The organism is Mycobacterium sp. GA-0227b, assembly GCF_001499855.1.
Taxonomy (GTDB): Bacteria; Actinomycetota; Actinomycetes; order Mycobacteriales; family Mycobacteriaceae; genus Mycobacterium.
This window is the reverse complement of sequence record NZ_LQIK01000007.1, coordinates 73,799-88,264: the sequence shown is the minus strand read 5'-3', so window position 1 is coordinate 88,264 and position 14,466 is coordinate 73,799. Positions and strand designations below refer to the sequence as shown.

11 protein-coding genes, 1 other RNA gene and 1 pseudogene are annotated in these 14,466 nt (G+C 68.1%); 6 read left to right on the top strand and 7 right to left on the bottom strand.

The window, feature by feature from the left end; translation table 11 throughout:
• Positions 1–7: 7 nt before the first annotated feature.
• The 5 genes from AU185_RS08135 to AU185_RS08115 are packed head-to-tail and all read right to left on the bottom strand — an operon-like array spanning position 8 to position 8,925.
• Entirely contained in the window at positions 8–2,968 is a 2,961-nt protein-coding gene (locus AU185_RS08135; protein WP_059098877.1) for a bifunctional [glutamine synthetase] adenylyltransferase/[glutamine synthetase]-adenylyl-L-tyrosine phosphorylase, read from the bottom strand.
• Positions 2,969–2,993: 25 nt separating this feature from the next.
• Positions 2,994–4,334, bottom strand: coding sequence for a type I glutamate--ammonia ligase (glnA, locus tag AU185_RS08130; protein ID WP_059098876.1), 1,341 nt, complete (start codon positions 4,332–4,334; stop codon positions 2,994–2,996).
• A 51-nt stretch (positions 4,335–4,385) separates the two neighbouring features.
• Positions 4,386–5,912 carry an alpha/beta hydrolase gene (locus tag AU185_RS08125; protein WP_059098875.1) on the bottom strand — a complete coding sequence of 509 codons (1,527 nt, stop codon included), beginning with the start codon at positions 5,910–5,912 and terminating at the stop codon, positions 4,386–4,388.
• 58 nt (positions 5,913–5,970) lie between these two features.
• The gene (locus AU185_RS08120) at positions 5,971–7,488 is read right to left on the bottom strand and encodes an alpha/beta hydrolase (protein ID WP_197413434.1); all 1,518 of its coding nucleotides are present in this window, start codon (positions 7,486–7,488) and stop codon (positions 5,971–5,973) included.
• Positions 7,489–7,533: 45 nt separating this feature from the next.
• Positions 7,534–8,925 (bottom strand): WS/DGAT/MGAT family O-acyltransferase, encoded by a 1,392-nt coding sequence (locus AU185_RS08115; RefSeq protein WP_059098873.1) that lies wholly within the window; start codon positions 8,923–8,925, stop codon positions 7,534–7,536.
• 161 nt (positions 8,926–9,086) lie between these two features.
• Here AU185_RS08115 and panB point away from each other — a divergent pair, with 161 nt between their 5' ends.
• The gene (gene panB, locus AU185_RS08110) at positions 9,087–9,950 is read left to right on the top strand and encodes a 3-methyl-2-oxobutanoate hydroxymethyltransferase (RefSeq protein ID WP_059098872.1); all 864 of its coding nucleotides are present in this window, start codon (positions 9,087–9,089) and stop codon (positions 9,948–9,950) included.
• A gap of 70 nt (positions 9,951–10,020) precedes the next feature.
• Here the strand turns inward: panB and AU185_RS08105 are convergent, their stop codons facing one another.
• Positions 10,021–10,800, bottom strand: a complete 780-nt coding sequence (locus AU185_RS08105; RefSeq protein WP_059098871.1) for an enoyl-CoA hydratase/isomerase family protein — start codon at positions 10,798–10,800, stop codon at positions 10,021–10,023.
• A gap of 74 nt (positions 10,801–10,874) precedes the next feature.
• On the opposite strand from AU185_RS08105, the gene AU185_RS08100 reads away from it, so the two are divergent.
• Positions 10,875–12,347 (top strand): CYTH and CHAD domain-containing protein, encoded by a 1,473-nt coding sequence (locus tag AU185_RS08100; RefSeq protein ID WP_059098870.1) that lies wholly within the window; start codon positions 10,875–10,877, stop codon positions 12,345–12,347.
• A gap of 13 nt (positions 12,348–12,360) precedes the next feature.
• On the opposite strand, the gene rnpB is transcribed toward AU185_RS08100, so the two are convergent.
• An RNA gene (gene rnpB / locus AU185_RS08515) (RNase P RNA component class A) lies at positions 12,361–12,766 on the bottom strand.
• 60 nt (positions 12,767–12,826) lie between these two features.
• On the opposite strand from rnpB, the gene AU185_RS08095 reads away from it, so the two are divergent.
• From AU185_RS08095 to AU185_RS08080, 4 genes and pseudogenes are all read left to right on the top strand, one after another.
• Positions 12,827–13,282 (top strand): helix-turn-helix transcriptional regulator, encoded by a 456-nt coding sequence (locus AU185_RS08095; RefSeq protein WP_059098869.1) that lies wholly within the window; start codon positions 12,827–12,829, stop codon positions 13,280–13,282.
• 10 nt (positions 13,283–13,292) lie between these two features.
• Positions 13,293–13,730: a VOC family protein gene (locus AU185_RS08090; RefSeq protein WP_059098868.1), complete on the top strand. Its 438-nt coding sequence runs from the start codon at positions 13,293–13,295 to the stop codon at positions 13,728–13,730.
• A 5-nt stretch (positions 13,731–13,735) separates the two neighbouring features.
• On the top strand, positions 13,736–14,233 hold the full coding sequence (locus AU185_RS08085; RefSeq protein WP_059098867.1) for a methyltransferase family protein: 498 nt from the start codon (positions 13,736–13,738) through the stop codon (positions 14,231–14,233).
• A gap of 68 nt (positions 14,234–14,301) precedes the next feature.
• Positions 14,302–14,466 (top strand): annotated as a pseudogene (locus AU185_RS08080) (DivIVA domain-containing protein); the annotation flags it as partial.

The following is a 14,466-nucleotide window of genomic DNA, read 5'->3' as shown; positions in this document are numbered from 1 at the left end:
CTCCGTCTCATCCACCGAAGACCTTCTTGACGACCGCTTTCGCCCGACGCGTCACCCGCAGATAGTTGTCGAGGAACTCCCCGCCGTCGTCGGTGTCCCAACCCGCTGCCACCGCAACGGCATTCAACTGGCGGCCGGGCCCGGGCAGCTGGTCGGTCGGCTTGCCGCGCACCAGCACCAGCGCGTTACGCGCACGGGTCGCGGTCAGCCACGCCTGGCGCAACAACTCGACGTCGCCCTCGGCGATCAGCTCGGCGGCGCCGATCACGTTGAGCGACTCCAACGTCGACGTGTTGTGCAGCGCGGGCACCTCGTGCGCATACCTCAGTTGCAGCAACTGCACCGTCCACTCGATGTCGGCTAGGCCGCCGCGGCCCAGCTTGGTGTGGGTGTTCGGGTCGGCGCCACGCGGCAGCCGTTCGGCGTCCACCCGCGCCTTGATCCGCCTGATCTCCTGCACCGCTTCGGCCGACACCCCGCCGGGTGGGTAGCGGATCTTGTCGATCATCAGCAGGAACCGCTCCCCCAGGTCGAGATCGCCGGCCACGCGATGGGCCCGCAACAGCGCCTGCACTTCCCACGTCTGCACATACCGCGCGTAGTAGGCCTCATACGAGGCGAGCGTGCGCACCAGCGGGCCGTTGCGGCCCTCGGGCCGAAGGTTCGCGTCGACCTCCAGCGGCGGGTCGGCACTGGGCGTCCCGAGCAGCGAACGCACCTGCTCGGCGACCGTCACCGACCATTTGACCGCGGCCGACTCCTCAACTCCCGCTTCGGGTTCGCACACGAACATCACATCGGCGTCCGAGCCGTAGCCCAGCTCGCCTCCGCCCAGCCGGCCCATTCCGATCACGGCGATGCGGGCCAGCGGTCCCCGGTCACCGGTGTTGGCGCGGATCACCGCGTCCAGCGCGGCCTGCAGCACCGCCACCCAGATCGACGTCAGCGCGGCACACACCTCGGTCACTTCCAGCATGCCGAGCAGGTCGGCCGAGGCGATGCGCGCCAGTTCGCGCCTGCGCAGGGTGCGCGCCGCCGCGATCGCACGCTGCGGGTCGGAATACCTTGCAGCAGAGGCGACCAGCGCCCGCGCCACCGCATCGGGTTCAACGTCGAGCAGTTTGGGGCCGTCAGGGCCGTCGGCGTAGGACTGGATGACCTCCGGTGCCCGCATCAGCAACTCCGGAACGTACGCCGAGGTGCCCAGCACCTGCATGAGCCGCTTGGCGACGGCGCCCTCGTCCCGCAGCGTCGCCAGGAACCACCGTTGTTCGGATAGCGCATCGCTGATGCGGCGGTAGGACAGCAGACCCGCATCCGGGTCGGGTGTGTCGCTGAGCCATCTGAGCAGGGTCGGCAGCAGGATCTGCTGCACGCGGCCACGACGGGCGCTGGTACCGGTCAGCGCGGCCAGGTGCGTCAACGCGCTCTGCGGCCCCTCGTATCCCAGCGCGGCCAGCTGCCGTTCGGCGGCCTCCTGGGTCATACCCTCCGAAATGCTCAGTGCCGGTTGCCCGACCGACTCCAACAGCGGTTGGTAGAACAGCTTCTCGTGCAGGCGGGACACCCGCAGGCTCTGGCGCTTGAGCTCTTCGCGCAGCACGCCGAGCGCATCGCGGGTGCCGTCGGGGCGCACGTGGGCGGCCCTGGCCAGCCAGCGCAGTGACTCGTCGTCGTCCTCGTCGGGAAGCAGGTGGGTGCGCACCAGCCGCTGCAGCTGCAGCCGATGCTCGAGCAGCCGCAGGAACTCGTATGAGGCGGTGAGGTTCGCGGCGTCGTCGCGGCCGATGTATCCCCGCTGGCCGAGTGCGGCCAGCGCGCCGACCGTCGATGCGACGTGCAGCGTCTCGTCGTTGCGGCCGTGCACCAATTGCAGTAGTTGCACGGCGAATTCGACGTCGCGCAGCCCGCCGGTGCCGAGCTTGATCTCCCGCGACCGCTGCCCGGCGGGCACCAGTTCCTCGACGCGCCTGCGCATCGCCTGCACCTCGGGGACGAAGTCCTCGCGTTCGCTCGCGGTCCACACCATCGGCATCAGCGCCTCGATGTAGGCCCGGCCCAGTTCCTCGTCGCCGGCAGCCGGTCGCGCCTTCATCAACGCCTGGAACTCCCAGGTCTTGGCCCACCGCTGGTAATACGCGACGTGCGAGTCGAGGGTGCGTACCAGCTGACCGTGCTTGCCCTCGGGCCGCAGCGCCGCATCAACTTCGAAGAACGCGTCGGCGGCGAACCGCATCATCTCGCCCGCCACCCGGGTCGCGAGCGCATCGGCGGTCTCGGCCACAAAGATCACGTCGACGTCGCTGACGTAATTGAGTTCGCGCGCACCGCATTTACCCATCGCGATGACAGCGAGCCGGGGCGGCGAGTCACCACCCGCCGTCTTGAGAGCCAGGTGCAGCGCGGCCGCCAGTGCCGCATCGGCGAGATCGGACAGGTGCTCACCGACGGTCGAGAAGGGCAGCACCGGTTCGTTCTCCACCGTCGGCGCGAGATCGAGAGCGGCCAGCACCAGCAGCCGGTCGCGGTAGAGCTTGCGCAGCGGCTGCAGTGCGGCCGCGGTATCCGAAGCCTCGTCGGCGCGCGCGACGAACACCTCGCGCAGCTCCTCGGCGGCCGGCAACCCGACGTCACCGGCGAGCAGGCGCCAGTTCTCCGGATGGGCGACGAGGTGGTCGCCGAGGGCGAGCGAGGAGCCCAGCACACCGAACAGCCGGCCGCGAAGGCCGCGGTCGGTGAGCAGCGCCCGGTTGAGTTGGTCCCAGCCGGTGTCCAACGCCTCGGCCAGCCGGACCATCGTGTGCAGCGCGGTGTCGGCGTCGGGCGCCCGCGACAGCGACCACAGCAGCTCCACGTGGGCCTCGGAGTTCCAGCCCAGTCGATCCAGGTCCGCAGGGGCGGACGGTTCGACCAGCCCGAGCCGCCCTACGCTCGGCAGCTTCGAACGCTGCGTCGCAGGTTTGGCCACCAGAGAAAGGTAGCGCGAGCGTCGGTCAGAGAGACAAGTAGGCCTTCAGCTCGAACGGGGTGACGTGGCTGCGGTAGTTCTCCCACTCCGCGCGCTTGTTGCGCAGGAAGTAGTCGAAGACGTGCTCGCCCAACGCCTCGGCGACCAGCTCGGAGTTCTCCATTTCGGTGAGCGCCACGCCGAGGCTACCCGGCAGCTCCTTGTAGCCCATCGCGCTGCGCTCCTCCGGCGTGAGAGTCCAGACGTTGTCCTCGGCCTCGGGCGCCAACACGTAGTTCTTCTCGATGCCGCGCAGCCCGGCGGCCAGCAGCACCGCGAACGTCAGATAGGGATTGCACGCCGAGTCGGGGCTGCGCACCTCGACGCGCCGTGACGAGGCCTTGCGCGGTGTGTACATCGGAACCCGCACCAGCGCCGAGCGATTCGCGGCGCCCCAGGAGGCCGCGGTCGGCGCCTCACCGCCGTGCACCAGGCGCTTGTAGGAGTTCACCCACTGGTTGGTGACGGCGCTGATCTCCTTGGCGTGCTCGAGGATTCCCGCGATGAACGACTTGGCGACGTCGGACAGCTGCAGCGGGTCGTCGGGGCTGTGGAAGGCGTTGGTGTCGCCCTCGAACAGGCTCATGTGCGTGTGCATGGCCGAACCGGGGTGCTCGGCGAACGGTTTCGGCATGAACGATGCCCGCACCCCGTCGCCGAGGGCGACCTCCTTGACGACGTAGCGGAACGTCATGACGTTGTCGGCCATCGACAGCGCGTCGGCGTAGCGGAGGTCGATCTCCTGCTGGCCCGGCGCGCCCTCGTGGTGGCTGAACTCCACCGAGATGCCCATCTGCTCGAGCGCATCGATGGCGTGGCGGCGGAAGTTGGGCGCCGAATCGTGCACGGCCTGATCGAAGTACCCGCCGTTGTCCGCGGGCACGGGCGCCGAGCCGTCGTCCTCGCCGGGTTTCAGCAGGAAGAACTCGATCTCCGGGTGTACGTAGCAGGAGAAGCCGAGATCGCTGGCCTTGGCCAGCTGCCTGCGCAGCACATGACGCGAGTCGGCCCACGACGGTGAACCGTCGGGCATGGTGATGTCGCAGAACATCCGCGCCGAGTGGTGCCGGCCCGAGCCGTCGGCCCACGGCAACACCTGGAACGTCGACGGGTCCGGGCGCGCGACCATGTCGGCTTCCGACACACGCGCGAAGCCCTCGATCGCCGAGCCGTCGAAGCCGATGCCCTCCTCGAACGCCCCCTCGAGTTCGGCGGGGGCGATCGCGACCGACTTCAGGTATCCGAGCACATCGGTGAACCACAACCGGACGAAGCGGATGTCGCGTTCCTCCAGCGTGCGCAGCACGAATTCCTTCTGCCGATCCATGACCGCAGCGTAGGCACCGGCTGTTAATTCTGTGTTACACGGCGGCTGCGATTAACAGCGCAGTCCGGCCGGCGGGACCACCGAACGGACCAGGAACTCGACCACCGCGGTGTCCACGCACGCGTCGCCGTTGAACACCACCGTGTGCTGCGTGCCGTCGAACGTGATCAGCCGAGCGTCCATCTGGCGGGCGAGGTCGACGCCCGCCTGGTACGGCGTGGCCGGGTCGCGGGTGGTCGAGACGACGACGACCTTGCCCGGTCCGGGCGACGTGGCCGCGTGCGGCGTCGAGGTGGGCGGCACCGGCCACATCGCACACACGTCGCGCGGGGCGAACCCGGTGAAGGTGCCGTAGGACAGGAACGGGGCGACCTCGCGGATTCGGCGGTCCGCCTGCGCCCACGCGGCTGGGTCGCTCGGATACGGCGAATCGACGCAGCCGATCGCCGTGAACGCATCCTGCTGGTTGGTGTAGTGCCCGGATTCGTCGCGGCCCTGGTATTCGTCGGCGAGCAGCAGCAGGTCGCCGGCATCCGTGCCGCGCTGCAGGCCGAGCAGCCCGCTGGTGAGGTACTTCCAATACCGCTGCGAGTAAAGCGCGTTCACCGTTCCGGTGATCGCGTCCTGGTAGCTCAGCCCGCGCGGGTCCGAGGTTTGGGCCGGGCGCTGAACCAGCGGATTGACCAGCTGGTGGTAGCGCTCGACGAACCGGGCGGGATCGGTGCCCAGCGGGCAGCCCGCCGACTTCGCGCAGTCGGCTGCATAGTCGTCGAACGCGGACTGGAAACCGGCCATCTGGCGGATCCGGCCGTCGATCGGGTCGAGCTGCGGGTCGATCGCGCCGTCGAGCACCATGGCCCGAACCCGGTCGGGATACCGCTCGGCGTAGGCGGCGCCGAGCTGGGTGCCGTAGGAGAACCCGAGATAGTTGATCTGGTTCTCGCCCAGGGCGGCCCGCACGACGTCCATGTCCTGGGCCGAGGTCGCGGTGCCGACATTGGCCAGGAACTCGGTGCCCATCCTGTCCACGCACGACTGCACGAACTGCTGATACAGCCGCTCGATGTGCGCGACACCGGCGGGGCTGTAGTCGGCGAGCGGTTCCCGACGGAACGCGTCGAACTCCGCGTCGGTGCGACAACGCAACTCGGGTGTCGAGTGCCCGACACCGCGCGGATCGATGCCGACGAGATCGAAGCGGCGGCCGATCTCCGAGTCGGCCAGCGCGGCGCCCATACCCGCAACGGTCTCGACCGCCGATGCGCCCGGCCCACCGGGATTGACCACCAGCACGCCGATCCGATCGCCGGTGGCCGGCACCCGGATGACGGCCAATTGGGCTTGTGCGCCAGACGGTTTCGTGTAGTCAACCGGCACCGAGACCGTGCCGCATCGACCGGCCGGAATTGCCGCGGCCTTCTCGGCGCCGATGATGCGTTCGCATCCGCCCCAATTCGGCGGCTGCCCGTACGCCTGCGCGGATTGACCTTCGGGACTCGCCGAACCCACCGGACAGGCAATGACGGACACCGCAGCGAACGCGGACACCATCCGCCCCACCCGCCACATGGCTGACATCGTTGCACGCCGACCGCGCGCCGTCTCTACTGTCGATGCAACGGTGACCCGGCCGTGATCAGGCAGATGAACACGTGGTGCCCGGCGCCGGCAACGTCAGGTCGACGAGATAGCGCGCGGCGATGTCGTCGACGCACTGATTGCCCTGGAACACCACCGTGTGCTGCGTTCCCTCATACGTCACCAGCGTGCCGCCGAGTTGGTCGGCCAGTTCCACACCGGCCTGATACGGCGTTGCGGGGTCATTGGTCGTCGACACCACAAGTGTCGGCGGTAGACCGCTCACCTCGATCTCATGCGGTTTGCTGGTGGGCGGCACCGGCCAGAACGCGCACGTACTCAGCGGGGCGTGTCCGGTGAACTCGCCGTAGCTCATGAACGGCGCGGCCTCCCGGACCCGCCGGTCCTCCTCGACGGCTTTGGCGCGGTCGGTCACCGCTGGCTTGTCCACGCAGTTCACCGCCACTCGCGCGTCGGTGGAGTTGTTGTAGTGGCCCTGCTCGTCGCGGCCCATGTACAGGTCGGCCAGCGCGAGCATGGTGTCACCGCTGCCCCGCTTCATTTCGCTGAGGGCCTGGGTGAGATGGCGCCACAGGTTCGGCGAGTACAGCGGCAGGATGGTGCCCACGATCGCGTCGGAGTAACTGAGGCCGCGCGGGTCCCGCGTCTCGAGCGGTTGCTCCACCAGCGGGTCGACCAGGCTGTGGTAGACGTCGGTGGCCTTGGCCGGGTCGGTGCCCAGCGGACACGTCGGGCTCTTCGCGCAGTCGGCGGCGTAGTCGTTGAACGCGGTCTGGAACGCCGCGGCCTGCCGGACGTTGGCCTCGATCGGATCGGCGTTGGGGTCCACCGCGCCGTCGAGCACCATCGCCCGCACTTTGTCGGGGTAGTTCTCCGCGTAGGTGGCACCGATCCGGGTGCCGTAGGAATAGCCGAGGTAGGTCAGCTTCTCGTCGCCGAGCGCCTCTCGCATCGCCTCGAGATCCTTGGCCACGTTGACGGTTCCGACGTTGGCTAGGAACTCCTCGCCCATCTTGTCCACACAGCGTTGGACGAACGCCTTGGTCTCCTTCTCGATCTCGGCGACGCCCTCCGGCGAGTAGTCGACCTGAGGTTCGGCCCGCAACCGGTCGTTGTCGGCGTCCGAGTTGCACCACAGGGCCGGGGTGGAGTTGGCGACGCCGCGGGGGTCGAAGCCGACCAGATCGAAACGCTGGCGCACCGACTCGGGCAGCGAGCCGACCAGGCTCGCAGCGGCTTCCACGCCGGACTCCCCCGGCCCGCCGGGATTGATGATCAGAGAGCCGATCTTGTCGCCGGTCGCCTTGAACCGGATCATCGCGATGCGGGCGACGTCACCGTCGGGCTTGTCGTAATCCACCGGCACCGACAGCATCCCGCACTCGGCGCCGGCCGGAACCCGCGACTCGTCGGTCTTCTCGGTCTGGCACGCCCGCCATTCGATCGGGGTACCCGGCGCAGGCACCGCGACGACGGCGCGGCCGTCGACCAGCTGGCTGCAACCGGTGGCCGCGAACAACACAGTGGCCGCGAGGACCCCGAGCTTGGCGTTCATGGCTCCACATGCTGCCATGACCACCCATCGGCGCTGGCTAGGCCACTATCGCGTGGCGGCCAGCAACTCGTCGAGCGCCGCGGAGAAGTCGTCGGTCATGTCCCACAGATCGGGCAGCAACTCCGGGCACGCCACGATGCCGACGTTCAGCGCTCCGGTCAACGACATGACGGTGATGTTCAGCCCCGAGCCGTGGAAGATCGGCCCCAGCGGGTACATCGCCTTGGCTTCGCAGCCCAGGTAGTACAGCGGCACCTGAGGCCCCGGGACGTTGGAGACGACGAGGTTGTGCACCGGCCTGGCGCCGCTCAACCGGCTCGCGGCGTAGACACGCATCGCGACACCGAACACCGCGGGGGCGGCGAACTGCGTCCAGTCCTGCAGCAGGGTAGCCCCGATGGCCGAACTATGTTGTTTGGCAACGGAATTCGCTTCGGCGATGGATTTGAGCCGGGCCGCCGGGTCGTCGATATGCGTCTCCAAGCGCGAAAACATGCCCGACACCTGGTTGCGGCCCGGTCGATCGGACTTGTCGTGCACCGAAACGGGCACCATCGCGACCAGCGAGTTCTCCGGCAATTCCCCACGGTCGGCCAGGAACTTGCGCAGCACACCGGATACCAGCGCCATCACCACGTCGTTGAGCTTGACCCCGAAATGGTTCTTCACAGTCTTGACGTCCTCGAGATCCAGCTTCGTGAACGCGATGTTGCGGTGCCCGGTCACGTTGGTGTTGAACGCCGTCCTCGGCGCGACGAACGGGGGCGCCATCGAAAGCCCGGAGCGGGCGCGGCGGACGGTGTCGACCACCGACGACAGCGTCATCGGCAGCGCGTTGACCAGCTTCAGCGGCCGGGTCGCGAACTTGACCGCACCGCTGACGGCGATCTCGAGGGAGGTCGCGTCGCCGGGACCGTCGACCGGATCGGGCGGCGGTGCGTCCGGCTCGGTGCTGCACAACTGCGACATCAGGCTGGCGCCGGTGACCCCGTCGACCCCGGCGTGGTGCACCTTGGTCATCACGACGAGCCGCCCGCCGGCCTGCGGATCGGTGCCCTCGACGTTCTCGATCACCCACTTCTCCCACAGCGGACGGGTGCGGTCGAGCGGCAGCGATGCGAGGTGGCCGCAGATCTCGGCGAGCTCGCGGCGGCCGCCCGGCGCCGGCAGGCCGATGCGGTGCAGATGGCGGTCGACGTCGAAGTCCTTGTCCTCCACCCACACCGGATGGTCGAGGTTGAAGCGGCTGTCGGCCAGCTTCTCGCGGAACTCCGGCATCGCCTTGATCCGCTGGTTGAGCGCATCCCGGAATCGATCGAAGGTGTAACCGCCGGGCATCGTCGAGGTGTCGAGTTCGAGTATCGAACACACATGCAGCGGCTGCTGCGCGGTTTCGAGGTACAGGAAACTGGCGTCGAGCCCGCTGAGCCGTTGCATGCGCCGATGTTATGCCCGGCGGCGGCCGGTGTGAGGAAATCCACTCAACAGGGCATTCACTGTCTACCGCGCGAAGTGGCAGACTGGGGGCCGTCAGACGAACCCGGGGACCGATTACGGCCTCGAGGATTCGACCCGACTCACCCGCTTGGGGGACATCGATGTCTGAGCAGACCGTCTACGGCGCTGCCACCGACAAGCCGCGCACTACTCCTGAATCGTCCGCACCGCGGACCAAAGTCCGAACGCTGCATTTGCACAAATGGAAGGCCGAAGGCCACAAGTGGGCGATGCTCACCGCCTACGACTACTCGACAGCGCGCATCTTCGACGACGCCGGCATCCCGGTGCTGCTGGTCGGCGATTCGGCAGCCAACGTCGTCTACGGCTATGACACGACCGTGCCCGTGAGCATCGACGAGCTCATCCCGCTCGTGCGCGGTGTGGTGCGCGGCGCCCCGCACGCGCTGGTCGTCGCCGACCTGCCGTTCGGCAGCTACGAAGCTGGCGCTGCACAGGCTCTTTCCACGGCCACCCGGTTCCTGAAGGAGACCGGTGCGCACGCGGTCAAGCTCGAGGGCGGCGAGCGCGTGGTCGATCAGATCGCGACGCTGAGTGCGGCGGGCATCCCGGTCATGGCGCACATCGGCTTCACACCCCAGAGCGTCAACGGGCTGGGCGGGTTCCGCGTCCAGGGCCGCGGCGACGCCGCCGAGCAAACCATTCACGACGCCATCGCCGTGCAGGAAGCGGGCGCCTTCTCCGTCGTGATGGAGATGGTGCCGGCCGAACTGGCCACCCAGATCACCGGCAAACTGACGATCCCCACCATCGGAATCGGCGCGGGCCCGAACTGCGACGCGCAGGTGCTGGTCTGGCAGGACATGGCCGGCATGACCAATGGCAAGACCGCCAAGTTCGTCAAGCGCTTCGGCGATGTCGGCGGTGAACTCCGCCGTGCCGCAGAGCAATATGCCGACGAGGTGGCCGGCGGGGTGTTCCCCGCCGACGAGCACTCGTTCTAGTTCCTCTGCGCGAACAGACGCGAACTGCCCACTTTCGACGCGAAAACAGGGCAGTTTGCGACTGCTCGCGCTACTGAAACTCCGGCTTGCGCTTGGCCAGAAACGCGTCGACGCCCTCGACGCCGTCGCGGGACACCGCGCGTCCGGCGATGAGCCGGCTCTCGAGTTCCATCTGCTCCTCGAGTCCGTTCTTGAACGTCCCGAGCAGCAGCTGCTTGATGCCGCCGTTGGAACCGGCTGCGGTGGCGGCCATTTGATCGGCGAGCTTCGCGGCCCGGTCGGCCAACTCCGCGTCGGGAACCACCTCGGTGACCAAACCCCACGCCGACGCCTCCTGCGCGGACAGGGTGCGGTTGGTCAGCATGAGCTCCTTGGTCTTGGTGATCCCGATGAGCCGCGGCAGGTAATACGACGCGCTGCCGTCGGGGCTCAAGCCCACCCGGGTGTAGGCCATCGTGAACGACGCGGACTCGGCGGCCAGCACCAGATCGCCGGTCACGGCGATTGAGAATCCCGCGCCCGCGGCGGTGCCGTTCACCGCGGTGATCAGCACCGCGTTCATCCGTGCGAAGGTCGAGATCGCGCGGTGCAGATCGTCGGCGACGCCCTTGATGTGAGCGCCGCGGTCCGGCGCTGACGCGAACGACTTCAAATCTCCACCGGCGCAGAAGAACCGGCCCGACCCGGTGAGCACGACAACCTTGGTCGCGTCGGTGTCGCATTGCTTGGCGGCGGCGGCCAGCTCACGAGTCATGGTGGCGTTCATGCCGTTTGCCGCGTCCGGCCGGTTCAGCGTGATGCGGGCGATCGCACGGGTCTGCTCGAAGGTCAGCGTTTCGTAATCGGTCACAGGTGGACCCTATCTTTCTCATCCTCGGGACCCTTCCCCCGTGTTCACCCGCGTGTGGCAATCTGTCTCGCACCATGGGCAAATCCAATGACCAGTCATCGCGGCATCTCGAGGTCGAGCGCAAGTTCGACGTCGTCGATTCGACCGTGTCACCGTCATTCGACGGTTTGTCGTCGGTGGTGCGCGTCGAACGCGCACCGGTACACCGGCTGGAAGCCGTGTACTTCGACACCCCGGACCACGCACTGGCTGCGCGCCGCATCACGCTGCGCCGCCGCACCGGCGGCGCGGACGCCGGATGGCACCTCAAGCTTCCGGCCGGTCCCGACGCGCGTACCGAGGTCAGAGAGCCCCTCGGCGAAGAGGATGAGGTGCCGGCGACGCTGCGTGACGTCGTGCTGGCCATCGTGCGCGACCGCCCGCTGGGGCCGGTCGCGCGCATCTCGACACGGCGCACCGTCGACCTGCTCTACGGTCCCGACGGGACACCGGTGGCGGAGTTCTGCGACGACGAGGTCACCGCTGCGGCCGAGCCGGGCGGCCCCGAGCAGGCGTGGCGCGAATGGGAACTCGAGCTGACCGACGGGGCCGACCGCGAACTGCTTGACCGGTTGTCCAACCGGCTGATCGACGCGGGGGCCGATCCCGCGGCCAGCGGTTCCAAACTGGCGCGGGTGCTGGCCGAGTCGTCGCAACCCGAGGCGGTCCCGCGACCGGCCGACCCGGTGCACCGCGCGGTGGCCGAACAGGTGGAGGAGCTGATCGAGTGGGACCGGGCGGTGCGCGCCGACGTCGACGACTCGGTGCACCAGATGCGAGTGACGACGCGCAAGATCCGCAGCCTTCTGCAGTCGTCACGGGAGGCGTTCGGCATCTCCGACGACGCCTGGATCCTCGACGAACTCCGGCAGCTCGCCGCGATCCTCGGCGTGGCGCGCGACGCGGAAGTGCTGGCCCAACGCTACGAGCAGGCGCTCGATGAGCTGCCCGAGGAACTGGTCCGCGGCCCGGTGCGAGAGCGGTTGGTCGACGGCGCCAAGCGGCGCTATGCGGCCGGGCTGCGCCGGTCACTGATCGCGATGCGTTCGCAGCGCTACTTCCGGCTTCTCGACGCGCTCGAAGGCCTGATCGCCGCCGAACCGGCGCCGCAGGACGAGGAGGAGCGCAGCCAGGCGACGATCGACGCGGCCTACAAGCGGGTCCGCAAAGCGGCCAAGGCCGCCGCCGAGGCGGACACCGAAAAGGATGAAGCACTGCATCGAATCCGTAAGGGCGCCAAGCGTCTTCGCTACACCGCCGCGGCGACCGGCGCGGCCAAGGTGTCGGATCGGGCCAAAGCCGTTCAGTCGCTGCTCGGCGACCATCAGGACAGCGTGGTCAGCCGGACTCATCTGGGTCAGCAGGCCGAAGCCGCGCACGCCGCAGGCGAAGACACCTTCACCTACGGCCTGCTCTACCAGCAGGAGGCCGAGGTCGCCCAACGCGCGCGCGACCAGTTGGACGGCGCGTTGACGAAGCTGGCCAAGGCGGTGCGCAAGGCGCGGTGAGCGGCCGGCGAGGCGGATGAGTTGGCCTGTAAGCCGGATTCTGTCCCTCACCACCGCAGCTGACCGCGGCGGCGAGGTGGCGACCATCCATCTGGACACACCGTCGCCGGGTGCCTCGAGCGGCCTACCCGCAGGCTCGGGCGAGCAGCCCTCGGGCGCCTGCGCGGCCGCAACCAGGTTGCGGCCTTCTTGGCCTTGCTTCGGGTGGGGTTTGCCTAGCCACTCCGGTCACCCGGAATGCTGGTGCGCTCTTACCGCACCGTTTCACCCTTACCACCGTCACCGGTGGCGGTCTGTTTTCTGTGGCACTTTCCCGCGAGTCACCTCGGATTGCCGTTAGCAATCACCCTGCTCTGTGAAGTCCGGACTTTCCTCGAAACCGAGGCGAACCTCGATTCCGCGGCCGCCCAGCCAACTCATCCGCGCATACAACGTACTGCCAGTCGCCGCTGTTCCGCGAGTTCGACATACTTATGCCCATGGCGCAGGTTCCTCCGGCGCGCTACCTCATGCGCGCCAAAGACCTGGTCGACGCGCGCTATGCCGAGCCCATCACCGTCGACGACCTGGCCGCCGCGGCCGGGTTGTCGCGGGCCCATTTCAGCCGGATGTTCACCCGAACCTTCGGCGAATCGCCGCATGCCTATCTGCAGACCCGACGGCTGGAGCGGGCGGCGGCGCTGTTGCGGTACACCGACCGCTCGGTGGCCGATATCTGCGTGATGGTCGGGTTGGCCAGCGTCGGATCGTTCACCACCTCGTTCGCCCGGGTGTACGGCAAGCCGCCGGCGGCCTACCGCGCCAGCCTGCCGCCGGCGGCCATGCACGCCCGGGTGCCCAGCTGCATTCTCAAACGCGACACCCGCCAGCCCGCCGACAGTCGGGTCCGCAAGACAGCACACGGGGAGAAGACGGGCCCGCGACCGGCGTCGTAGCGTCGTGCCCATGTTGAGAATCTCGAGCGCCCAGATCTGGGTTCACGACCAAGACGTCGCATTGAAGTTTTGGACCGAAAAGGTCGGAATGGAAGTGCGCCAGGATGTTTCGCTTCCCGATGGGGACACGCCGTTCCGGTGGCTGACGGTCGGCCCGCCGGGGCAGGACGACTTTTCGCTGGTCTTGATGGCCGTGCCCGGCGCGCCGGTGATGGACGAGGCCACCCGCCAGCAGGTGCTCGATCTCACCGCGAAGGGGTTCGCCGGCACGGTATTCCTCACCACGGACAACTGCCAGGCGACTTATGAGGAAATGCGTTCGCGCGGGGTGGAGTTCACCGAGGAGCCGCACCAGATGCCGTACGGCATCGATTCCGGCTTCCGCGACCCGTCCGGCAACAGCGTGAGGTTGACCCAGCTCGCGGACATCCCGGCCGGCACCGGCTGACGCGCATGCGGATCGGCACCGCTGCGCTGGCTTCGGCGGCGTTCTTCGTGGTCGCGCCCGGCAGCTTCGTCGGGCTCGGCCCGTGGCTGATCACCCGCTGGGACCTTCCCGATCCCGTTTCGCCGTGGCGTGTGGCACTGGGCGGCGTGATGATCGTCGTCGGTCTGATCCCGCCCATTCACGCGTTCGTCGAATTCGTAAGAGCTGGTGGCACTCCGATGCCCGTCGCGCCAACCGAACGACTGGTCGTGACGGGCTTCAACCGGTTCGTCCGCAACCCGATGTATGCCGGTCTCATCACGGCCATCCTCGGCCAGGCGGTGCTGTTCGCGAACATGTGGCTCGTCGTCTACGCCGCGATCGCATGGGCCGTCACGGCCTCGTTCGTGCGCTGGTACGAAGAACCGACGCTGGTTCGCACGTATGGGCAGCAGTACGAGACCTACCGCGACAACGTGTCGGCGTGGCTCCCCCGGCTGACGCCGTGGACGCCACAGACCTAGCGGTGGGACGTTCTTCTCGAGTGGACCCGAGTGACCCGGAGAAGAGGATTTCTGAGCTCGAGCGCCGGCTGGCTGAGCCGCGCGTCGGCGCCGACCCCGTTGCCGGCTCGGACCCACTCACCGCCGAGCACGTCCACAATGTGGCGTTTTCCAAGCCACCTCTGTTCAAGCGGGGCTACGACGAGGACGAGGTCGATGCCTTTCTCGATCTCGTCAAGGTCGAGTTGACCCGA